21 protein-coding genes and 1 pseudogene are annotated in these 21,818 nt (G+C 64.0%); 13 read left to right on the top strand and 9 right to left on the bottom strand.

Annotated features, from left to right (window positions below; translation table 11 throughout):
- Positions 1–32 precede the first annotated feature (32 nt).
- On the top strand, positions 33–1,697 hold the full coding sequence (locus AC2CQI_RS19765; protein WP_075805247.1) for a putative bifunctional diguanylate cyclase/phosphodiesterase: 1,665 nt from the start codon (positions 33–35) through the stop codon (positions 1,695–1,697).
- Positions 1,698–1,807: 110 nt separating this feature from the next.
- On the opposite strand, the gene AC2CQI_RS19760 is transcribed toward AC2CQI_RS19765, so the two are convergent.
- Together AC2CQI_RS19760 and AC2CQI_RS19755 are read right to left on the bottom strand one after the other, a co-directional pair.
- The gene (locus tag AC2CQI_RS19760) at positions 1,808–3,190 is read right to left on the bottom strand and encodes a NorM family multidrug efflux MATE transporter (RefSeq protein ID WP_484577654.1); all 1,383 of its coding nucleotides are present in this window, start codon (positions 3,188–3,190) and stop codon (positions 1,808–1,810) included.
- Entirely contained in the window at positions 3,168–3,293 is a 126-nt protein-coding gene (locus tag AC2CQI_RS19755) for a hypothetical protein (RefSeq protein ID WP_256721066.1), read from the bottom strand. The genes AC2CQI_RS19760 and AC2CQI_RS19755 overlap by 23 nt, the downstream gene beginning before the upstream one ends.
- A 29-nt stretch (positions 3,294–3,322) precedes the next feature.
- Here AC2CQI_RS19755 and AC2CQI_RS19750 point away from each other — a divergent pair, with 29 nt between their 5' ends.
- The 3 genes and pseudogenes from AC2CQI_RS19750 (at position 3,323) to AC2CQI_RS19740 (ending at position 6,401) form a co-directional block, all read left to right on the top strand.
- A complete protein-coding gene (locus AC2CQI_RS19750; RefSeq protein WP_484577653.1) occupies positions 3,323–4,267 on the top strand; it encodes a LysR substrate-binding domain-containing protein in 945 nt (314 codons plus the stop codon).
- Between the two features lie 151 nt (positions 4,268–4,418).
- A pseudogene (locus tag AC2CQI_RS19745) lies at positions 4,419–5,486 on the top strand (Cache 3/Cache 2 fusion domain-containing protein); the annotation flags it as partial.
- 45 nt (positions 5,487–5,531) lie between these two features.
- A complete protein-coding gene (locus AC2CQI_RS19740) occupies positions 5,532–6,401 on the top strand; it encodes a methyl-accepting chemotaxis protein (protein WP_484580643.1) in 870 nt (289 codons plus the stop codon).
- A 127-nt stretch (positions 6,402–6,528) separates the two neighbouring features.
- Here the strand turns inward: AC2CQI_RS19740 and hglS are convergent, their stop codons facing one another.
- Complete coding sequence (hglS, locus tag AC2CQI_RS19735; protein WP_484577652.1) at positions 6,529–7,902, bottom strand: 2-oxoadipate dioxygenase/decarboxylase HglS; 1,374 nt, start codon at positions 7,900–7,902, stop codon at positions 6,529–6,531.
- Between the two features lie 97 nt (positions 7,903–7,999).
- Positions 8,000–8,899, bottom strand: a complete 900-nt coding sequence (locus tag AC2CQI_RS19730; RefSeq protein WP_484577651.1) for a LysR family transcriptional regulator — start codon at positions 8,897–8,899, stop codon at positions 8,000–8,002.
- Positions 8,900–9,030: 131 nt separating this feature from the next.
- Here AC2CQI_RS19730 and amaB point away from each other — a divergent pair, with 131 nt between their 5' ends.
- Complete coding sequence (amaB, locus tag AC2CQI_RS19725; protein WP_075802792.1) at positions 9,031–10,521, top strand: L-piperidine-6-carboxylate dehydrogenase; 1,491 nt, start codon at positions 9,031–9,033, stop codon at positions 10,519–10,521.
- Between the two features lie 118 nt (positions 10,522–10,639).
- Entirely contained in the window at positions 10,640–11,929 is a 1,290-nt protein-coding gene (gene amaA / locus AC2CQI_RS19720; protein ID WP_484577650.1) for an L-pipecolate oxidase, read from the top strand.
- A gap of 157 nt (positions 11,930–12,086) precedes the next feature.
- On the opposite strand, the gene AC2CQI_RS19715 is transcribed toward amaA, so the two are convergent.
- The gene (locus AC2CQI_RS19715) at positions 12,087–13,505 is read right to left on the bottom strand and encodes a mechanosensitive ion channel domain-containing protein (protein ID WP_484577649.1); all 1,419 of its coding nucleotides are present in this window, start codon (positions 13,503–13,505) and stop codon (positions 12,087–12,089) included.
- A gap of 455 nt (positions 13,506–13,960) precedes the next feature.
- Between AC2CQI_RS19715 and AC2CQI_RS19710 the strand changes: the two genes are divergently transcribed.
- The 3 genes from AC2CQI_RS19710 to vapC all read left to right on the top strand — a co-directional run bounded on the left by AC2CQI_RS19710 (position 13,961) and on the right by vapC (position 15,000).
- Positions 13,961–14,278: a DUF6124 family protein gene (locus AC2CQI_RS19710; RefSeq protein ID WP_075802795.1), complete on the top strand. Its 318-nt coding sequence runs from the start codon at positions 13,961–13,963 to the stop codon at positions 14,276–14,278.
- A 78-nt stretch (positions 14,279–14,356) separates the two neighbouring features.
- Positions 14,357–14,587, top strand: coding sequence for a type II toxin-antitoxin system VapB family antitoxin (gene vapB, locus AC2CQI_RS19705; RefSeq protein WP_075802796.1), 231 nt, complete (start codon positions 14,357–14,359; stop codon positions 14,585–14,587).
- The gene (gene vapC, locus AC2CQI_RS19700; RefSeq protein WP_075802797.1) at positions 14,587–15,000 is read left to right on the top strand and encodes a type II toxin-antitoxin system tRNA(fMet)-specific endonuclease VapC; all 414 of its coding nucleotides are present in this window, start codon (positions 14,587–14,589) and stop codon (positions 14,998–15,000) included. Before vapB ends, vapC begins: the two co-directional genes overlap by 1 nt.
- A gap of 9 nt (positions 15,001–15,009) precedes the next feature.
- Here vapC and AC2CQI_RS19695 read toward each other — a convergent pair whose 3' ends face one another.
- Positions 15,010–16,506, bottom strand: a complete 1,497-nt coding sequence (locus tag AC2CQI_RS19695; RefSeq protein ID WP_484577648.1) for a YifB family Mg chelatase-like AAA ATPase — start codon at positions 16,504–16,506, stop codon at positions 15,010–15,012.
- 224 nt (positions 16,507–16,730) lie between these two features.
- Here AC2CQI_RS19695 and AC2CQI_RS19690 point away from each other — a divergent pair, with 224 nt between their 5' ends.
- The gene (locus tag AC2CQI_RS19690) at positions 16,731–17,000 is read left to right on the top strand and encodes a hypothetical protein (protein ID WP_075802799.1); all 270 of its coding nucleotides are present in this window, start codon (positions 16,731–16,733) and stop codon (positions 16,998–17,000) included.
- 295 nt (positions 17,001–17,295) lie between these two features.
- Here AC2CQI_RS19690 and dmeF read toward each other — a convergent pair whose 3' ends face one another.
- The 3 genes from dmeF to AC2CQI_RS19675 all read right to left on the bottom strand — a co-directional run bounded on the left by dmeF (position 17,296) and on the right by AC2CQI_RS19675 (position 18,913).
- Positions 17,296–18,207 carry a CDF family Co(II)/Ni(II) efflux transporter DmeF gene (gene dmeF / locus AC2CQI_RS19685; protein ID WP_484577647.1) on the bottom strand — a complete coding sequence of 304 codons (912 nt, stop codon included), beginning with the start codon at positions 18,205–18,207 and terminating at the stop codon, positions 17,296–17,298.
- Between the two features lie 9 nt (positions 18,208–18,216).
- The gene (locus AC2CQI_RS19680) at positions 18,217–18,492 is read right to left on the bottom strand and encodes a metal/formaldehyde-sensitive transcriptional repressor (RefSeq protein ID WP_075802801.1); all 276 of its coding nucleotides are present in this window, start codon (positions 18,490–18,492) and stop codon (positions 18,217–18,219) included.
- A gap of 157 nt (positions 18,493–18,649) precedes the next feature.
- Complete coding sequence (locus tag AC2CQI_RS19675; RefSeq protein ID WP_484577646.1) at positions 18,650–18,913, bottom strand: accessory factor UbiK family protein; 264 nt, start codon at positions 18,911–18,913, stop codon at positions 18,650–18,652.
- A gap of 413 nt (positions 18,914–19,326) precedes the next feature.
- Between AC2CQI_RS19675 and glnK the strand changes: the two genes are divergently transcribed.
- The 3 genes from glnK to sutA all read left to right on the top strand — a co-directional run bounded on the left by glnK (position 19,327) and on the right by sutA (position 21,812).
- Positions 19,327–19,665, top strand: coding sequence for a P-II family nitrogen regulator (gene glnK, locus AC2CQI_RS19670; protein ID WP_002555808.1), 339 nt, complete (start codon positions 19,327–19,329; stop codon positions 19,663–19,665).
- Positions 19,666–19,705: 40 nt separating this feature from the next.
- Positions 19,706–21,043 (top strand): ammonium transporter, encoded by a 1,338-nt coding sequence (locus tag AC2CQI_RS19665; protein WP_075802803.1) that lies wholly within the window; start codon positions 19,706–19,708, stop codon positions 21,041–21,043.
- 445 nt (positions 21,044–21,488) lie between these two features.
- Positions 21,489–21,812, top strand: coding sequence for a transcriptional regulator SutA (gene sutA / locus AC2CQI_RS19660; protein WP_075802804.1), 324 nt, complete (start codon positions 21,489–21,491; stop codon positions 21,810–21,812).
- Positions 21,813–21,818 lie beyond the last annotated feature (6 nt).

The following is a 21,818-nucleotide window of genomic DNA, read 5'->3' as shown; positions in this document are numbered from 1 at the left end:
TGCGTCCGCGTACTGCTAACTAAGGAGAGAGCTTGTCTACGCCTGCCGAACCGTTGCGTTTGCTCCTGCTGGCTGAAGAGTCCGAGTGGGCGGTTGCCCTCGGCGAGTCTCTGTTGCCGCTGGCGGGCACTGCGGTATTGCTGACGGCGCCGACCTGGGAGTCGGTGGACAGCCTGTTCGCCCGCGACCGTAACGCGGTGGTCCTGACCACACCGGGCCGCCAGCCGGCGCCGGGGCGTTGCGACCTGCCCATGGTGCTGCTGCTCGACGCCGAGCCGGCCAAGGCGCCGCCGGGGGTCAGTGACTGGCTGGTGCGTGGCCAACTGGGCAGCGACACCCTGCGCCGCTGCCTGCGCCACGTGCGCGAGCGCGGTGTGCTGGAAGCCACCCTGCAGCGCCTGGCCGAGGAAGATCCGCTCACCGGCATCGCCAACCGCCAGGGCTTCCAGACCCTGCTGACCGCGCGCCTGGCCGAGAACGAAGGCCGCGGCGTTGCCCTCGGCCACCTCGACCTCGACAACTTCCGCCATGCCAACGACGCCCTTGGTCACCAGGGTGGCGACCGCTTGATCCTGCAAGTGGTCGGCCGGCTCAAGAGCCAGCTGGAAGCCGGTGACCGCGTGGCCCGCCTGGGCAGCGACGAGTTCGCCCTGCTGATCGACACCCGCCGCGAACCGCAGCGCGCCGAGCGCGTGGCCGAGCGGATCGTCGAAGCCCTGGCCGAACCCTACTGGATCGACGGCGAAAGCCTGCTGGTCGGGTGCAGCCTGGGTGTCGCCCATGCCCGTGCCCAGGCCGGTGCCGACCCGCTGATGTGGCACGCGCATATCGCCATGCAGCAGGCCAAGGGCGTGCACGGCTGCACCTATCACATCTTCGATGAGCGGATTAACCGCAACGCCCGCAGCCTGGCCGACCTCGAAGGCGAGCTGCGCCGCGCCCTGCGCCGCGACGAACTGGAACTGCACTACCAGCCGCGCCTGGACCTGGAGGAGGGCCGTATCGTCGGCCTCGAAGCCCTGGTGCGCTGGCGCCATGCCGAACGCGGCCTGCTGCCGCCCAGCGAGTTCGTGCCGCTGGCCGAGCAGAGCGGGCTGATCGTGCCCCTGGGTTACTGGGTGATCTCCCGGGCCTTGCGCGACATGCAGATTCTCCGGGAGCGCGGCCTGGCGCCGTTGCACATGGCGGTAAACCTGTCGTTCCGCCAGTTCCAGGACAGCCAGTTACTGGCGACCCTCAGCCGCTTGATCGTCCAGCATGGTGTCGATGCCCGCTGGCTGGAGTTCGAACTGACCGAAACGGCGGTGATGCGCCGCAACGACCTGGTCAAGCAGACCATGGACGCCCTCGGGCGCCTGGGCGTGCGTTTCTCGCTGGATGACTTTGGTACCGGCTTCTCGTCCTTCGTCCACCTCAACAGCCTGCCGATCACCTTGCTCAAGGTCGACCGCAGCTTTGTCGGCGGCATGGAAACGCGGGAAGAGAACCGCAAGCTGGTGCACGCGATGATCAACCTGGCGCACAACCTTCATCTGGAAGTGGTGGCGGAAGGGGTGGAGACCGAGGAGCAACTGGACCTGTTGCGCAGCTTTGGCTGTGACCAGATCCAGGGCTTCCTTATCAGCAAGCCGCTGGCGATCGAGCCGCTGGTGGAGTTCCTGCTGCTGAATGCCTCGCAAAGGCCGGTTGCTTTGTAAACCTCCCGGGCCTCATCGCTGGCAAGCCAGCTCCCACAGGGACCGGGTGCACCGCTGGACCTGTGGGAGCTGGCTTGCCAGCGATAGGGCCCTAAAGAACAAAGCACATCTCAGGACCGAACCGGCACCCCCAGTCCAACCCCACCAATCATCCGCTTCATCCGCCACTCGAACGCCAGCGTCAGCCCCACCGCCGCAAACGCCAGCCCCAACGCCAGCCCCCACCACACGCCGACCGCCCCCATCCCCAGCGGAAACGCCATCACCCACGCCGCCGGCGCCCCGATCAGCCAGTAACAGCACAGCCCCACCAGGAAGGTGGTCTTGGCATCCTTCAGCCCGCGAATCGAGCCCATGGCCACCGTCTGGATTCCGTCGAACAGCTCGAACCACGCCGCCACCATCAACAGGCTCACCGCCAGCTTCACCACCCCGGCAAACGCCGGATCCTCCAGGTCGAGGAACAACCCCACCAGCGCCTCCGGCTTCAGCCAGAACAACACCGAGAACCCGAGCATCACCGCCGCGCCAAAGCCGATCCCGACCCGCCCGGCATGCCGCGCCGCCAGCAGCCGGTCGGCGCCGTAGTGCAGGCCGACGCGCATGGTCACCGCATAGGACAACCCCGCCGGGATCATGAACGCCGTCGAGACGATCTGCAGGGCGATCTGGTGCGCGCCCAGTTCGGTACTGCCCATGGTCCCCATGCACAGCGCGGCGAAGGCGAACAGGCCGACTTCCACGGTGTAGGTCCCGCCAATCGGCAGGCCCAGGCGCCACAACTCGCGCAGCGCCGGCATCGATGGCCGCGACAGGTTCCTGCGGATCGGGTAGGGCGCATAGGCCGGGTGCTGGCGGATATACAAGGCCAGGGCCACCGCCATGCAGTTGGCGACGACCGCCGTCACCAGGCCGATACCCACCAGCCCCAGCTTCGGCAGGCCGAACATGCCCTCGATCAGCGCGTAATTGAGCAGGAAGTTGACCACCGTCCCCACCAGGCTGATGACCATCACCGGCGACGAGCGCCCCAGCGCACTGGTAAAACCGCGCAGGGCCATGAAGGTCAGGTAGCCGGGCAGGGCGAAGGGCAGCAACAGCAGGAAGTGCCCGGCGTTCTCGACGTTGCCGGGTGTCTGCCCGAGCAGCAGCAATACCGGCCCGAGGTTCCACAGCACCAGCGCCGCCACCACCGCCATCACCCAGCCCAGCCACAGCCCGGCCTGGGTCAGGCGGGTGGCGCCTTCGGTGTCGCCGGCGCCATGACGGATGGCGACCAGGGTACCGACCGCGGCGATCACCCCGAGGCAGAAGATGGACACGAACGAATAGCTCGCCGCACCCAGGCCGCCGCCGGCCAGGGCCTCGGGGCTGATCCTGGCCATCATCAGGGTGTCGGTGAGCAGCATCAGCATATGCGCCAACTGCGAGGCAATCAGCGGCCCCGCCAGCCGCAACAGTGCCTTGAGTTCATGGGTTGGCGCCGCCTGCATGGTCGGATTCCTCGAAAAATGAAGTGACAAGCCGCCAATTCTCGACCTTTGCGCGGTTGCGCACAAAAGGATAAAAGCGATCATTGGCATGATTAAAACTCATGCGAAGATGCGTCCTTACGGAGGTCCTTCATGTCCAGTCGTCTTCCCCCGCTGTACGCCCTGCGCGCCTTCGAGGCTGCGGCGCGGCACAGCTCGTTCACCCGTGCCGCGGATGAGTTGAACATCACCCAGAGCGCGGTGAGCCGGCATATCCGCACCCTCGAGGAGCATTTCGCCTGCCGCCTGTTCATCCGCAACGGTCGCAGCCTGCAACTGAGCGAGGCGGCGCGCCTGCTGCTGCCCGGCGTACGCGAAGGCTTCGGCGCCCTGGAGCGGGCCTGCAGCACCCTGCGCAGCGAAGAGGGCGTGCTGCGCATGAAGGCGCCTTCGACCCTGACCATGCGCTGGCTGCTGGCCCGGCTCAGCCGCTTTCGCCATCTGCAGCCGGGCAACGAGGTGCAACTGACCAGCGCCTGGATGGACGTGGACCATGTCGACTTCAACCAGGAACCCTTCGACTGCGCCGTACTGCTGGGCGACGGGCACTTCCCGCCGGACTGGGAGGTGAGCTGCCTGTTCTCCGAATGGCTGGTGCCGGTGGGCGCGCCGGAGTTGCTCAAGGACGGTCCCTGGGATGTGGAAAAACTTGCCGCGTGCGAATTGCTCCACCCGACCCCGGACAAGCGCGACTGGCGCACCTGGCTGGCACGCATGGGCCTCACCGAAGCCGTTTCGCTCAAGGGCGGCCAGGTGTTCGACACCCTGGAGCTGGGCATGATCGCTGCCGCCCGCGGCTATGGCGTGTCCATGGGCGATTTGCTGATGGTCGCCGAGGATGTCGCCCAGGGCCGGCTGAGTCTGCCCTGGCCGGCGGCGGTGGCCAGCGGGCTGGACTACTATCTGGTCTGGCCACGCACCCGTCCCGGTGGCGAGCGCCTGCGTCGGCTCAGCGACTTCCTGCAAGGTGAGGCACGGGCGATGCAGCTGCCAGATGTGGAAATGCTGCGGGCAAATGCTACCAACAGCGGCGAATGAACGTTTGCGCGTGAAATAACCGCGCCCTGCGCTCAAGTAATCCCGCGCCAAGCCGAATTAGCAGGCAAGGGCCCGGAATGAGGCCCGTCCGACCCGCCCATCGTGCCCCCGCGATCAGGATGATCCCGGCCTTACTTCGCCAGGAGTTTTCATGTCTCGACCCCGCGCCCGGATTGCCTCGCAGCTTGGCCTTGCGCTTGCCGCCGTGCTGGCTGTTGTCATCACCGGCAGTACCCTGTTCGCCCTGCGCTCCCTCGACCACGCCAACCTGATCACCCGCCAGGAGCACCTGACCAGTGAAGCCCGGCTGCTGGCTGACCAGCTCGGGACTTTCCACGACTCCCTGAAGGACAGTACCCAGCGCCTCGCCGGGTTGTTCGAAAAGCGCTTCAGCGGTTTGACCGTGCAGGCGGGAACGTCCATTCCCGTGGCCGGCATCGCTGCTCCCGGGTTGTTCCTCGACGGCCAGGCGCTGAACAACGATTTCAGCGAAGTCGATGAATTCCGTCAGATGACCGCCGGCGTCGCCACGATCTTCGTGCGCAGCGGCGACGACTTCGTGCGCATCAGCACCTCGCTGACCAAGCAGGATGGCAGCCGCGCCATCGGCACCTTGCTCGACCGGCAGAGCCCGGCCTACGGGCGGATCATGAGCGGCCAGTCCTACGTCGGGCGCGCCTTGCTGTTCGACCGCTTCTACATGACCCAGTACACCCCGGTGCGTGATGCTGGCGGGCAGGTCATCGCCATTCTCTTCGTCGGCTTCGACTACACCGACGCGCAGAAGAACCAGTTCGACAACCTCAAGCGCTTCCGCATCGGCCAGACCGGCTCCCTGGCCCTGCTCGACGAGCAAGGCCGCTGGCTGGTGCCGCCGGCGGGCGTGACCGACCTGGCAAAGGCCGCCAGCGAGGCGGCCGGCTTCGTCGGCAAGCCGGGTGAAGGGCGCTTCTGGAATGACGGCGTGGAAGATCTCTACAGCGTCGCCATGCCGTTCGCCGGCGGCCCTTGGACCGTGCTGGCGAGCATGCCGGAAGCAGAAATCCGCGCGGTGACCTGGAGCGTCGGTACCCGCCTGGCGATTGGCAGCCTGCTGGCGATGCTGCTCGCGGTGGGCGCCACGCTCTGGCTGTTGCGGCGCAAGCTGCGGCCGCTGAGCGACCTGGTGCATCAGGCCGAAGCGCTGGGCGCGGGTGACCTGGATGTGCGTCTGCAGGTCACCAGCCAGGACGAGATCGGCCAGTTGGCCGCCAGCTTCAACCATATGGGCGAAGCGCTGGCGAACATGGTTGTGCGTATCCGCGAGGCGTCGCAGCAAGTCGGCCAGCGTGCCCATGCCCTGGCCGATCTCTCGGCGGGTGCCTGCGATGGCATGGACCGGCAATCCGGTGAGATCACCAGCATGGCCGGCGCGGTGGAAGAGTTCAGCGCCACCTCGGCGAATATCGCCGACAGCATGGGCAGCACCGAGCGCATGGCCCGGGACAATGCCCAGCAGACGCGGATCGGGCGGGCGTCGATGGACGAAGCCTCGACCTCGCTGCAGCAGATTGCCGAAGCCTTGGGCGACACCGCCAAGGTCATCGACATTCTGGGTGCCCGCTCCCAGGACATCGGCGGCATCGTCGGCACCATCACCTCGATTGCCGAGCAGACCAACCTGCTGGCGCTCAATGCCGCCATCGAAGCGGCGCGGGCCGGGGAGCAGGGGCGTGGGTTTGCCGTGGTCGCCGACGAGGTTCGGCACCTGGCGGCGCGTACCCGCCAGGCCACTGATGAAATCTCCTCGATGATCGACAGCGTGCAGCAGCAGACCGGGCATGCCATCAGCACCATGGAGCAAGGTAACCGCCTGATGCGCGAGGGGCTGGAGCGCAACGCCCGGGTCGCCGAGGCGCTGGCGCGCATCGACGAGCAGAGCCGCAGTGCCGGGGAGCAGTTCGCGGTGATCACCACCGCGACCCAGGAGCAGAGTGCGACGGCGACGGTGCTGAGCAGCAACCTGCAGAGCATTGCCACGACCAACCATGATCAGCGGGAAGTGGCGAACGATCTGGCGACCACGGCGCGTCAACTGGAAGGGTTGGCGGGGCAGTTGCGGCAGGAGGTGGACCGCTTCCGCGTTCGCCACTAAGTTTCTTTGTTCATGCTGGCCTCATCGCTGGCAAGCCAGCTCCCACAGGTTCTCTGCAAGGCTCAGGCCTGAGGTGATCCCTGTGGGAGCTGGCTTGCCAGCGATTAGGCCAGACCTGACAACCTCATTACTCAAGCCGTTTCAGGGCTTTGATGCAGGCCTCGATAGAGCGCTTTTCACTCTCGGCATACAACGCCAACTCATCCTGCACCACCATCCCCAACGCCTGCTCGAACGCCTCCCTATTGGCATTGCTGCCATACTCCGCCTGACCGTCATCCCCCAGGTTGGACTGGAAAATCCCCGCCGCACTGACCGGCAGAAAATCCTCGTACACCAGCGCCTCGAAGTGGACATGCCCCGCTTCGATCAGCCCTTCCAGCGTCTCGGGCTGCTCTTTCGCCGCCAGCCCCTTCTCCGTCGGGAAGTACCGGAAGTACGCCAGCCCCTGCTCGCGCATCTGCCGCAGATCATCCGGAAACGCCCGGAACGTCTCGGCCAGCAGGCTCATGTAGCGGTCGGCGTTACTCTCCGCAGGCACCCCGCCCAGCGCATCACGGGTGGCATCGAGCAGTTGGTCATAAAGCAGCCGCCCCTTCGGCGTCAGCGCCGCCCCACGCTGTTCGATCTCGCCAAAGCGCGCCGTATGGCTGCCCTGCGCATCACGGAAGGCAATCGACTCCTGCAACGCCTTGAAGCTGGTCTGGCGCAACAGGATCGGATGGCGCCGCGTCGGCGGCCCCTCGATCACTGCCTTTGGCGGAATCCCGTGGGCCGGCATCCCTAGCTGGATCGCATCGATATCCAGGGTGCGCGGGGTCAGGTGGTTGATATGCGGGCCCTTGAACGCCACCACATCGGCGATCAGACGATGCTGGTCGTGCAGTTGCTGGTACTCCTGCGCCGTCACCGTGGCTTCATGGTGCCAACGGAAGGTGTGCAGCGCTTCGTCGACGAACGCCTGGGCATCGGCGTCGTTCAGGCCGCCCTCCTGCTCGCTTTGTTCGATCAACTGCAAGGCACGCGGCGTGAAGATCTGACGCTTGTCCAGGATCGACCGGGCCAGCTCGCGCAGGTCCGGATCATCGATCAGCTCCAGGCGCAGCAACGAGGTGAAGACCCGGAACGGGCTGATATGCAGCGCCTGCTCATGCACCGGACGAAACGCCGTGGAATGCACCGGCACCCCGGCGGAGCTCAGGTCGTAGTAGCCCACCGGCTGCATGCCCATCACCGCGAACAGTCGACCGATGGTCGCCAGCTCCGCCGCCGTGCCGACGCGGATGGCGCCGTGGCGTTCCTGGTCCAGGCGTTCCACCTCACCGGTCCAGCGCAGCGCCTCGGCCACCTCCGGGCGCATCGCCATCACCTGCCGGTTGACCTCGCTCACCAGCGCCAGCAGCGTGCCGTAGAGCGGGACTTCCTGCTTGTACATCAACGACATGGCGGCGGAAAACCGCGCGCGGATAAGGTCCGGGCTGACGAAATCTTCTGCGGGCATCGCGGGCTTCCTGGTGAGTGGTCGGGCACGCATACATGAAAGCGAGGAATGCTGACTGACTTCAAGCGAAAAAAAGTCGAGCAGTCATTCCGTAAATTCAGGACTTTTCCGCGGCGACCTGTTCGGCGATCCAGTCCACCAGGCAGCGCACCTTGGGCACCTCGGCGGCATGTTCGGAGAACGCCAGGAAATGCGCGCCGTTGCTGCGCATGCGGTGCGCCCAGGGCACCACCAGCTTGCCCTCGGCAATATCGGCCTCGGCCAGGTAACCCGGCACCAGCGCCACGCCGCAACCGGCCTGGGCCGCACTCAGGCACATATGGAAGGTGTCGAAGCGCGGGCCGTGATAGCTGTTGGGCGAGTGCAGGCCCTGTTCGAGGAACCATTCGTGCCAGGCTTCCGGACGCGTCGTGCTTTGCAGCAGGACGAAGTCGGACAATTCGCTGGCGTCGGTCAGGCTGCGCCCTTGCAGCAGGTCAGGCGCACACACTGGCAATACCTCTTCGCCGAACAGCTCGATGCAGGTCGCCCCGGGCCATGTGCCCTGGCCATAGAAGAACACCACATCGGCCTTGGCCTGCAGCAGGGAGAACGGCTCCATCTCGTTGCGGATATCCAGGTGGATATTCGGATAACGCTTGCCGAAGCCCTTCAGGTGCGGGATCAGCCAGCGCACGCCGAAGCTGGGCTGGGTGGCGACCTTGAGCACTTCGGTCTGCTCGCCGTAGGACATGATGTAGCGGCTGGACATGTCCACCTGGGTGAGGATCTTGTTCACCTCGGCCAGGTACAGCGCGCCGGCGGGGGTGAGTTGCAGACGCCGGCGGATGCGCAGGAACAGGTGATGGCGGAGCATCTCCTCCAGTTGCGCCACCTGCTTGCTCACTGCGCTCTGGGTCAGGTGCAGTTCCTCGGCGGCGCGGGTGAAGCTCAGGTGCCGGGCGGCGGCTTCGAAACATTGCAGGGCGGCCATCGACGGCACCAGGCGTTTGGACATTGCGGAGCTCCAGGATCATTACCTGACGGAATGATGTGCGGAATAAAGGTCGTTTGTTGCGCCAGAGTGATCGGATTAATACTGATCCCCACCAACGATTACAACCTTTCACCGCCTTGCAGGAGAACAAAATGGTTGATGGACTGCTTGACCGCCTGGGTGTCCCGGCCAGTGCCTACACCAAGGGCAACCATCCCGTTCACACCCCAATCGACGGCAGCGTGATCGCTTCGGTGCAGCTGGAGCCGGCCGCAGCCGTGGGCGCGAAGATCGCCCAGGCGCAGCAGGCCTTCGAAGCCTGGCGCAACGTGCCGGCGCCGCGTCGCGGCGAGCTGGTGCGCCTGTTCGGTGAAGTGCTGCGTGAATACAAGGCGGAGCTGGGTGAGCTGGTCTCGGTGGAAGCCGGCAAGATCACCCAGGAAGGCCTGGGTGAAGTGCAGGAAATGATCGATATCTGCGACTTCGCCGTTGGCCTGTCGCGTCAACTCTACGGCCTGACCATCGCTTCCGAACGCCCTGGCCACCATATGCGCGAAAGCTGGCATCCGCTGGGCGTGGTCGGCGTGATCAGCGCTTTCAACTTCCCGGTCGCGGTGTGGGCGTGGAACACCACGCTGGCGCTGGTCTGCGGCAATGCCGTGGTGTGGAAACCTTCCGAAAAGACGCCGCTGACGGCCCTGGCCTGCCAGGCGCTGTTCGAAAAGGCCCTGGCGAAATTCGGCGAGGCGCCTGCGGGCTTGAGCCAGGTGATCATCGGCGATCGTGATGCCGGCCAGGCGCTGGTGGATGATCCGCGCGTGCCGCTGGTCAGCGCTACCGGCAGCACCCGCATGGGCCGTGAAGTCGGGCCGCGTGTGGCGGCGCGCTTCGGTCGCAGCATCCTCGAACTGGGCGGCAACAACGCCATGATCCTCGCCCCGAGTGCCGATCTCGACCTCGCCGTGCGTGCCGTGCTGTTCAGCGCCGTCGGTACGGCCGGGCAGCGTTGCACCACGTTGCGTCGGGTGATCGTGCATCGCTCGGTGAAGGATGAAGTAGTGGCGCGGGTCAAATCCGCCTACGGCAAGGTGCGCATTGGTGATCCGCGCGAGGGCAACCTGGTCGGTCCGCTGATCGACAAGGCGTCGTTCCTGTCAATGCAGGACGCGCTGGCCCGTGCCCGTGACGAGGGTGGCCAGGTGTTCGGTGGCGAGCGTCAGTTGGCTGACCAGTATCCGGATGCCTACTACGTTGCTCCGGCCATCGTCGAAATGCCTGGCCAGACCGAGGTGGTGCGCCACGAGACCTTCGCGCCGATCCTCTATGTGATGGCCTACGATGATTTCGACGAAGCGCTGCGCCTGAACAACGAAGTGCCGCAAGGCCTGTCCTCGTGCATCTTCACCACCGACCTGCGCGAGGCCGAGCGTTTCCAGAGTGCGGCGGGCAGTGACTGCGGGATCGCCAACGTCAATATCGGCACCAGTGGCGCGGAGATTGGCGGGGCCTTTGGGGGCGAGAAGGAAACGGGTGGCGGGCGTGAGTCCGGGTCGGATAGCTGGAAGGCGTATATGCGCCGGCAGACCAATACCGTGAACTACTCGCGGGAGTTGCCGCTGGCCCAGGGCATCGTGTTCGACTGATTCGCAAGCAAGCACACTCCTGCTGGGCCGCCACGGTCCCTGTGGGAGCTGGCTTGCCAGCGATGCTTTTTCAGGTTCAGAAATAACAAGATCAATACCTGCTCCGGGGAGCCCACCTATGGTCGACCTGCGTCAACAATGCTTGTGGGAACACATCACCCCGCCCCCGGCCCCCGCCTCGGCGCTCACCACTGACGCCGTCGCCGATGTCTGCATCATCGGCGGCGGCATCACCGGTCTTTCCGCCGCCCTGCACCTGCTCGAACAGGGCAAATCGGTGGTCCTCCTCGAAGCTCGTGACATCGGCCACGGCGGCTCCGGCCGCAACGTCGGGCTGGTCAATGCCGGCACCTGGATCCGCCCCGACGATGTCGAGGCCACCCTCGGCCAGCAGCAGGGCAGCCGCCTGAACAAGGTCCTGGGCGAGGCCCCGGCGGAAGTCTTCGCGCTGATCCAGCGCCTTGGCATCGACTGCCAGGCGCGCAACGAAGGCACCCTGCACATGGCGCACAACGCCACCGGGGTCGCTGACCTCGAGGCCCGCCACGAACAATGGACCCGCCGCGGCGCCGACGTCGAACTGCTCACCGGCGCCCGTTGCGAAGACTACTGCGGCACCCGCCAGATCTCCGCCGCGCTGCTCGACCGCCGCGCCGGCACCCTCAACCCCATGGCCTACACCCGTGGCCTGGCCGAGGCCGTCGAACGCCTTGGCGGACGCATCCACCCGCGCTCCCCGGTGCAGGGCCTGGAGCGCAACGGCAACAAGGGCTGGCAGGTGAAGACCGCGCAGGCCGTGGTCGAGGCCGAAAAGGTGGTCATCTCCACCGGCGCCTACACCGAAGGCGACTGGACCGACCTGCAAAAGCACTTCTTCCGCGGCTACTACTACCAGGTCGCCTCGGTACCGCTGCACGGCACCGCCGCCGACAATGTGCTCAAGCACGGCCAGGGTTCCTGGGACACCCGCACCGTTCTCAGCAGCATCCGCCGCGACGACCAGGGCCGCCTGTTGCTGGGCAGCCTCGGCCGGGTCGACAACAAGCCCTCATGGTTCATCCGCAGCTGGGCCGACCGCATCGCGGGGCACTACTTCCCGGCGCTGGGCAAGGTCGAATGGGAAATGCACTGGACCGGCTGCATCGACTTCACCCCGGACCACCTCATGCGCCTGTTCGAGCCGGCGCCGGGCATTGTCGCTGTCACCGGCTACAACGGCCGTGGCAACACCACCGGCACGGTGATCGGCAAGGCGTTTGCCCGGTTCCTGATGCAGGACGACCCGGCGACGCTGCCGATACCGTTCTCGCCGATGAAACCGGTGGCGGTGCCCGGGTTGCGCACCGGTTTCTATGAAACCGGGTTCTCGCTGTATCACGCCGGCCAGTGCCTGCGGGTGGTGCTTTAAAGGCTGGCGCGGTTCAGGTAGGAGCGTGGCTTGCCCGCGAAGGAGTGCGAAGCGCTCCCAGAAATGGTGGCAACAATGAGAATTTGGGACCGCTGCGCGGTCCTTCGCGGGCAAGCCACGCTCCTACGAGCACGGCGTCGTTCAGATATCGATGCCTTTAAGGTTTACGCTGCAGCCAGTGCAGGAAGCCGCCTTTCTTGATCGCGGCGGGTTTCTGCAGCAGCAGCGACTGGCTGTTCTGCTGGCGGACGCTCTGGAGCTTGCCCAGGGCATCCTTCACTTCATGGCGCTGTTCCAGGCACTGCTTCACCTCGGCCTTGTCGATGCGATAGAGCAGGCAACTGGTCAGGGTGCGGAATTCCGCGGCTGACATGGCGTCGTCCAGCAAACCCTCGACGCCGAGCACCTCACCCGGCCCCATGCGCCCGGCCTCCAGCAGTTTCTCGCCATCGTGGACCGCCGCCGACACCACGCCGGTGCCGATCACCAATACATGATCGGAGGCCTCGTCGACCCCGAGGATCACCTGGTCGGCCGGGTACTCCACGGCGATCATGCGCTGGCTCAGGCTGTCCTTCTCCTCGCTGCTCAGGGCGCGGAAGATGCGCACGTCCTCCAGCAGGCTGCGCTGGCGGCTCCAGGGGCGGGTATCGTTTTCCGGGTTCCAGATCACCCCGGCGGCGACCAGGTGACGGTGGGCCAGGTCGAACATCTGGTTGCGCACGCTGGTCTTCTGGTCCATCGCCGCGACGAAGCCGCTGGCCTCGTACTCCACCGACTCCAGGGTCGAGGTCTTGATCGTCGCCTTGGGCTTGGGCACGGCGAGCAGGGCGCTGCTGCCTTGCAGGGTCTTCTCCAGTGCATCGAGCACCTTGCGCGGGCGCACGCTGGCCGGCACCACCACGCTGATGGACACCCCATGCACATCGTTGGGCCGGCTGAAATTGAGCAGCTTGGCCTTGGCCGCCACCGAATTGGGGATCACCGCCATGCTGCCGTTGCCGGTCAGCAGGCGGGTGGCGCGCCAGTCGATATCGATCACCTTGCCCTCGGTGCCGTCGATGCTGATCCAGTCATCGATCTGGTAGGGGCGGGTGGTGTTCAGGACGATACCGGAGAACACATCGCTCAAGGTGCTCTGCAAGGCCAGGCCGATCACGATGGCCATCACCCCGGAGGTCGCCAGCAGACCTTTGACCGGAAGCTGCATCACGTAGGCGGCTGCGGCGACGATGGCGACCAGGAAGATCACGGCGCCCAGCACGTCCTGGAGCAAGCGGCCGGTGTGGCCGCTGCGGGCGATCAGGAGCAGGCCGATGACCACGGTCAGCGTGCGCGCGGCGAACAGCCACCAGGTGATTTCCAGCACCGTGGCGACCAGGTTGCGGGCCAGGTCCTCGGGCCAGGGCGGGGGTTGCAGCGGGCTGATGCCGGCGCTCAGGAGCACCCCGGTGAACAGCAGGAAGGCCACGACCCGGGCGGCGGTGCGCCAGTTGCGGCGTTCCACGGGGATTGAGCGCCAGAGGAGCAGGTCGAGAAGCAGGAGGAAGGCGCCGAGCAGGAGGGGGTAGGGCATGGGGTTCTCGGGAGTTGGGCCTTGGATGGGTATGGTGTGGCTGATGGCCTCATCGCTGGCAAGCCAGCTCCCACAGGTACGGTGCATGCAGTCCCTGTGGGAGCTGGCTTGCCAGCGATGCGATCTCAAATGTCATTCGAAACAACAGATTTCACAATGGTTTGTGGCCGTTTTCTGTCAGACGCTTCTGAATCATACTGCGCGGCCTGTTGCTCTGTTGCGAACCCAGGCTCAGACCTTCATGTTGCAGTGATCGGGTGTCGCAGCTCGAAGCAATAGACGCAGCTTGTCATCAGTTTCGCCCTCTTTTGAGAGGCGTCTCTTCAATGGCGGCTGTGCGTGGGGCACCTTCGGGTGCGCCGGTTCCTATTGCCCGGTCTGCGAACCCACGTACAGCTGCCACCCTCCGTTTCGCAGCGTATCGGTGTCAGCTCAACTGCAATAGGAGTTGCGCTATGAAGAAGCCCGTCCCCGATCCACCGCCCTTCGACTTTTCCCGTTTCAAAACCCGCGGCATATCTTTTGGCCCCCACGATTTCAATGGCAAGTGCATGTTCAACGTCAGTGAGGAACTCTGTGCTGAAGATGCGCTGGTCCACGCCTGTCTGTTGCTCAATTGCTTGCGCGCGTCTGCTTGCGATGCCGCTTCGCACCTCACTGCCAACGATCATGCCCTGGTGATTGGTATCGCCCAGCAAGCGGAAATGGCCAAGGCGTTGGTGGACTCGGTGTTGGCGGGGCTTGTTTGCAGTGGCAGAGGCGGTGGGGAGTAGTGGTGACATATCCCGTTGACATATCCCAAATGGCGTCTACTATGGGATATACGCTTTATATATCCCTTGAGGTGATCTATGGAACAAGGTGCAGTTTTTCAGAGTAATCGCAGCCAAGCCATAAGGCTGCCCAAGGCTGTCGCTCTTCCAGAGGATGTGAAGCGCGTCGATGTTGTAGCCCTCGGACGTACCAGGATCATCACGCCGGCTGGCGAATCCTGGGATAGTTGGTTTGAGAGCGAGGGCGTCACCGCAGATTTCATGGCAGAACGTGAGCAACCCGAAGACCAGGAGCGGGAGGCGTTTTGATGCTCAAGTTCATGCTCGATACCAACATCTGCATCTTCACTATCAAGAACCGTCCCTCTGAGGTTCGGGAAATCTTCAAGCGCCATCATGGACAGATGTGCATAAGCACCGTGACCTTGATGGAGTTGGTATATGGAGCCGAGAAGTCCGCGAATCCCGAGCGCAATCTTGCTGACGTCGAAGGATTTGCGGCTCGTCTGGAGGTGCTCAAATACGACCATGAAGCAGCTGCCCACACTGGGCAGTTGCGCGCAGAGCTTGCTCGGCTTGGCAATCCGATTGGCCCTTATGATCAGATGATTGCCGGACATGCCCGCTCCCAAGGTCTGATCGTCGTATCCAACAATCGCCGCGAATTCGACCGCGTGCCGGGCTTGAGGGTTGAGGACTGGGTTCCGCCTTCCACGGTCTGATTGCTCTGCTTACTCTTGCCCCGCCGGCCGATACTGCAACGCCTCCGCCAGATGCTCCCGCCGGATATCCTCGACCTCTTCCAGATCCGCCAACGTCCGCGCCACCTTGAGCAAGCGATGCGCCGCCCGCAGCGACAGGGTCAGGCGCTCGCAGGCATGTTCCAGCCATTTCTCGTCCTCTGTGGATAACCTGCAATGTCGGCGCAAACCGGGCAGGTCGAGGAAGGCATTGGCACAGCCTTGGCGCTGCTGCTGGCGCTCACGGGTGATGGCGACCTGGCGGGCGACGGTGGCGCTGTCGGGGCCGTCTTCGCTGGTGGGGGAGAGTGCCGTGGCTTCACGGGCGACGGTGAGATGCAGGTCGATCCGGTCCAGTAACGGGCCGGATAGCTTGTTGCGATAGCGCTGCACCAGTTCGCTGCTGCAGCGGCAGCGGCCGGTGGGGTCGCCGAGATATCCACAGGGGCAGGGGTTCATTGCTGCAACGAGCTGGAAGCGTGCTGGAAACCGCACTCGGTCCTTGGCCCGGGCGACCACAATTTCTCCTGATTCCAGTGGTTCGCGGAGCACCTCCAGCACGCGACGTTCGAACTCGGGTAGTTCATCGAGAAACAGGACGCCGTGGTGGGCCAAGGTGATTTCGCCGGGTGTCGGACGTGACCCGCCACCGACCAAGGCAGGTCCGGAGGCCGAATGATGGGGATGTCTGAACGGTCTTTGCGGCCAGCAATCCAGCGGCTTCGGGCTCGCTACCGACTGGATCGCCGCAACTTCCAGTGCCTCGCGTTCATCCAGCGGCGGCAACAAGCCGGGCAGGCGACTGGCGAGCAAAGTTTTTCCAGTCCCCGGCGGCCCGCTGAACAACAGGTTATGCGCCCCCGCCGCAGCCACCAGCAGCGCCCGCTTCGCCGCCAACTGCCCCTGCACCTCGCTCAGATCCGGATAAGGCCGGGGATTGAGCAACAACCCATTGGGCTGATACGGCATCAACGGCTGCTGCCCGCTGAAATGCCCGACCAGCTCCAGCAGATTGTCCGCCGCATACACCTCCAGCCCCGAGGCCATACAGGCCTCCTCGGCATTCGCCTTCGGCACCACCAACGCCCGCCCCGCATCCCTGGCGGCGAGCGCGGCGGGCAGCACACCTTGCACCGGCCGCACCGCCCCGGACAACGCCAGCTCGCCGAGACACTCCACCTTGTCCAGCGCTGCCTGGGTGAACTGCCCATTGGCTGCCAACAAACCCAGCGCAATCGCCAGATCGAAACGCCCGCCGTCCTTAGGCAGATCCGCAGGCGCGAGGTTGAGGGTGATCCGCCGCTGGGGAAACTCCAGCCGCGAATTGACGATCGCACTGCGCACCCGGTCCTTGCTTTCCTTGACCGTGGCCTCGGGCAACCCGACCAGGGTCAGGGTCGGCAGACCGTTGGCGAGATGGGCTTCGATAAGAACGGGCGGCGCCAGCACCCCCACCTGGGCGCGGCTGTGGACGATGGCGAGGGACATGAACACTCCATGATCGATGCGGGGCCGCGTCGTGCGGTTTTGCAAGGATAGTGGTGGGTTCGGAGGGTGAATTAAGGAGAGTGCTTCGGCTTGTTACGGGGGAAATAGAGACCAGCGAGAAGGGGCTTTCAGGAAATGGTTTGAAATCTTGATGAGTAGAACGCTGACTCGGTTTTACTAGGATCTCATCAGCCCTCCCTCATCTGTCGATCAAGGTGCTGTCCATGCCTGATGAAGAAAACCATTGCCTGCTGCTTCGTATGCCACAGCAAGATACGCCTTCAACATTGGATGTTGCGACTTTCGAGAGGTTGATGGCGATAACCGGGATGAGCCGCGATGAGCTGGTGCATCGGGCTTTACGGGAGCTTGCGAATCGTTGGCTGCCGAAGTACGAGCCAGACGACGGCCCGTTAACCAGGGCCCAGTACGAGGCTATTCGGAGGGCATCCTCAAGCACCTCCGGCGATGCTTTCAGTCTCAGGTTGTTCTGAGCACGGGGTCGAGACTTACTCAGGTCCTGTGGGGCCCCAGCCTTTCCGGCTGCGGTATCGCGTAAAGAACAGTTCTAAAGCACGACTTGAACCCTGTGGGAGCGGGTTCATCGGAGCGCCGAACCGCCGCGATTGCGGTAGTGAATTCACCATCGCAATCGCGGGTAAACCCGCTCCCACAGGGTTCGCGCTACATCAATGGATGTTGTGCAGCCTGAAAATGCATCGTATAGGAGTCATTTCCCGGCCTTTGCCGCAAAATGCCTTCTATACGATGCAATTCCCGACACCGCCCTCACCCCACCTGCACCTCAACCGTCAAATGCCGCACCTCATGCACCGGCACCAACCGCTGCCGAATACTCGCCAGATCCACCCCAGCCTTCCCCACCACACTGACAATCGCCGCATGCGCCTCCGGCCCCACCCGCCAGACATGCAGATCAGTAATCCGCGCATCCCCGGGCTTCTCCACCAGCTCGCGAATCTCCTCGGCGACATGCTCGTCCGTCTGATCCAGCAGCACCCCCGCCGTGACCTTCATCAAGCTCCACGACCAGCGCGCAATCACCAGCGCACCGACAATCCCCATCACCGGATCCAGCCACACCCAGCCCAGGAACCGCCCGGCCAGCAAGGCAGCAATCGCCAGCACTGAGGTCAGCGCATCGGCAATCACATGCAGGTACGCCGAACGCAGGTTGTTGTCGTGGTGATGATGATGCTCGTGCCCATGCTCATCATGATGATGGTGGTCATGACCGTGCCCATGCCCCAGCAGCAGCGCACTGACGATATTCACCACCAACCCGATCACGGCAATGAAGATCGCCATGTCGAACTGCACGTCACCCGGCTGGAACAGCCGAATCGTCGACTCGACACCCACACTCAAGGCAACGATGCCGAGGATCAGCGCCGAAGCGAACCCACCCAGGTCCCCCACCTTGCCCGTGCCGAAGCTGTACCGCGAACTCCCCGCATGCCGCCGCGCATAGGCATAGGCCGCCGCCGCGATACCCAGTGCACCGGCATGGGTCGCCATATGGAAACCATCGGCCAGCAAGGCCATGGATCCGGTGATATAACCGGCGGCGATCTCGGCCACCATCATCACCAGCGTGAGAATCACCACCCATAAGGTACGGCGGGCGTTCTGGTCATGGGCGGAGCCGAGGAACTGATGATCGTGCGCGTGCTGGTTCATGGTGATCCCTCACTTGGAGTAGCGCCGGATGGCTTCGAGTAGTTCTTCCATGCCCTGTGCCCGCTCTTCATCGCTCAACTCGGGATTGGCGACGTGCTCGCGGGCATGGTCCTCGATGATCTCTTCCAGTAACCCGTTCATGGCGCCGCGGGTGGCGGCCACCAGGTGCAGGGTCTTGCCGCAGTCGGCGCCTTCTTCCAGGGCCTTTTCCACCGCCTGCAATTGACCGGCGATGCGCTTCACGCGCTTGAGCAGCGCGTCCTTTTTCACATGGGTGTGCGACACGGGTATACCCCCCCTACCTATCGAATGGGCCGGAGAATGGCATACCCCTACCCCCTATGCAAGCGACAGGCGAGCGAAGGCCGGGGACGGGATCAGGAAGGGGAGAGGAGTTGGCCGCAGGACCAGCGCAGGCGCGCTGGTCGGCAACCGGGAGGCATCACTCGCTGGCGATGGGGTTCAGGCGGGTTTCGAGTTCTTCGACCTTGGCTTCCAGCGCTTCAAGACGAGCGCGGGTGCGGGCCAGGACGACCATCTGGCTGTCGAATTCTTCACGGCTGACCAGGTCGAGCTTGCTGAAGCCACTTTGCAGCAGCGCCTTGAACTGGCTTTCCAGCTCGCTGCGCGGTTGTCCGGGGTCGTTGCTGAACAGGCGCGAGGCCTGGTCGCTCAGGGCATCGAGAAAGGCTTTGGGCGCAAGCATGGGGGCGCTCCTGTTTCGGAAAGAGGGCCGGCAGTGTAGCACGGGCCTTTCACCGCCTTCCGTTGCACACTTTTTGAACATCCCGCGACACAGGTGCGCACCGTTCTAGTGCGCCGTTTTGCCTACTGGCGACTGGCCAAGACGGCGTATTGCGCGCAAGTCGTTGTAAATCGGCGCTTTCCCGGACATGGCATTGTTTCTGCTAAGACCATCGTGACCCATGCACTGATGCAGTCCCAGGACGAGGCAGTGCTCAGGCGGAGCGAAGACACGAAGTTTTGTCTGGTGCTGGTTTCGCCAGTCAGCCTCACGGATTAAAGGCTGAGGAAACGTTACAAAGCCCAGGCACTGCGCTTAGACTTGAGTCGGGTTTGTTTTCCTGGGGCAAGTCCACCTATTCGGGAGAGAGTTTCATGAAGCTAGTCACTGCCATCATCAAGCCGTTCAAACTGGACGATGTGCGCGAGTCGCTGTCCGAAATCGGCGTGCAGGGCATCACTGTCACTGAAGTCAAAGGCTTCGGTCGGCAGAAGGGTCACACCGAGCTGTATCGCGGCGCGGAGTACGTGGTCGACTTCCTGCCCAAGGTCAAGATCGACGTCGCCATCGACGACAAGGATCTGGATCGGGTCATCGAGGCCATCACCAAGGCCGCCAACACCGGCAAGATCGGTGACGGCAAGATTTTCGTGGTGAATCTGGAACAGGCTATCCGCATCCGTACCGGCGAAACCGATACCGACGCGATCTAACAAAAGCCGCCCCAAACCCAACGCCCCAGGAGAATACAACATGACTCTGCGTAAATTCGCAGGGCTAGGAGCCCTATTGTCCCTCGTAATGCCAGCCGTCGCGCTGGCCGAGGAATCCGCTGCGGCCACTGCGGCTCCCGCGCTCAATTCCGGCGACACCGCCTGGATGCTGACTGCCACTGCCCTTGTTCTGTTCATGACCATCCCCGGCCTTGCCCTGTTCTACGGCGGCATGGTGCGTTCGAAGAACGTGCTGTCGGTGATGATGCAGTGCTTTGCCATCACCGGCCTGATCAGCGTGCTGTGGGTCATCTTCGGTTACAGCCTGGCCTTCGATACCACCGGTATGGAGCAGGGCGTCACCAACTTCAATTCCTTCGTTGGCGGCCTGTCCAAGGCATTCCTCGCCGGCGTGACTCCGGAAAGCCTGACGGCGGCCTTCCCTGAAGCGGTCTTCGTGGTCTTCCAGATGACCTTCGCCATCATCACCCCGGCGCTGATCGTCGGTGCCTTCGCCGAGCGCATGAAGTTCTCCGCGATGCTGGTGTTCATGGCCATCTGGTTCACCCTGGTCTATGCACCGATCGCGCACATGGTCTGGTCCGGCAACGGCGGCCTGATGTGGGACTGGGGCGTGCTCGACTTCGCTGGCGGCACCGTGGTGCACATCAACGCCGGTATCGCCGGCCTGGTAGCCTGCATCGTGCTCGGCAAGCGTAAAGGCTTCCCGACCACTCCGATGGCGCCGCACAACCTTGGCTACACCCTGATGGGCGCCGCCATGCTGTGGATCGGCTGGTTCGGCTTCAACGCAGGCTCCGCCGCTGCCGCCAACGGCACCGCCGGCATGGCCATGCTGGTGACCCAGGTCGCCACTGCCGCCGCCGCGCTGGGCTGGATGTTCGCCGAGTGGATCACCCACGGCAAACCAAGCGCCCTGGGCATCGCTTCGGGTGTGGTTGCCGGTCTGGTTGCCATCACTCCGGCTGCCGGCACCGCTGGCCCTATGGGCGGCCTGGTGATCGGCCTGGTGTCCGGCGTGGTCTGCTTCTTCTGCGCCACCAGCCTGAAACGCAAACTGGGTTATGACGACTCCCTGGACGCCTTCGGCGTGCACGGTGTCGGCGGTATCGTCGGCGCGATCCTCACCGGTGTGTTCGCTGCACCGGCCCTGGGTGGCTTCGGCACCGTGACCGACATCGCCGCGCAAGTCTGGATCCAGGCCAAGGGCGTCGGCTTCACCGTGATCTACACCGGCATCGTCACCTACGTGATCCTGAAAGTGCTGGATGTGGTGATGGGCCTGCGTGTCAACGAAGAAGAAGAGTCGGTCGGCCTCGACCTGGCTCAACACAACGAGCGCGGCTACAACCTGTAACCCGCCGCGAAAAAAACTTGCCCGGCTTGCCGGGCATTTTTTCGCCTCGAATTTGCCTCGGTGGCGGCGCGCAAACGGTTTTTCGCGGCAGGTTCATTCCTGATGGAATGACGCTCGGATTGTCGGCGGAAAACTTACAGTCCCTGGCGCGTTTTAGGCACTTTGCTTTTTCATCCGGCACGCTAGAATGCGCGCCGTGGAGTGATGATGGCCTGTTCACACACTTCATGGCCCTTTGCTAGGCTTGCTGGTGAGCGAGCCGCTCGGCGGGGACGAAACCGGGGCTTTGAACCGGCAGCTCTTTATTTGGTCAGGCTCTGAAGGGCCTGCACGGCGTTCGCCAGCGAGAGCGGCGGGCGCTGTTCGTATCTTTCTCCAGCAGTCGTAAACCTCTACGGCAACTGGTCTATAACTAATCTGCTTTTCGCAAGTCATGAGGTAGAACATGAGCGACGATGATCTGGAAAATGACGACCTCGAAGTAGGCGACGAAGACGAGGGCGATGAAGGCCTCGAAGCGGCGGCGGACGACGGTGCCGAAGACGCTGGCGACGACAGCCCGGCCCCTGCGGCCAAGGGCAAATCCAAGGCAGCGGTCTCGGTAGACGAGATGCCGAGCATGGAAGCCAAGCAGAAGGAGCGCGATGCGCTCGCCAAGGCCATGGAAGATTTCCTGGCCCGTGGTGGCAAGGTGCAGGAAGTGGAAGCCAACGTGGTTGCCGATCCGCCCAAGAAGCCCGACAACAAATACGGCAGCCGTCCTATCTGAGGCCGT

The sequence above is a fragment of the Pseudomonas sp. P2S-1 genome, from assembly GCF_057197725.1.
The sequence above is the reverse complement of the archived record's forward strand: the minus strand, read 5'-3'. Positions and strand labels throughout refer to the sequence as shown.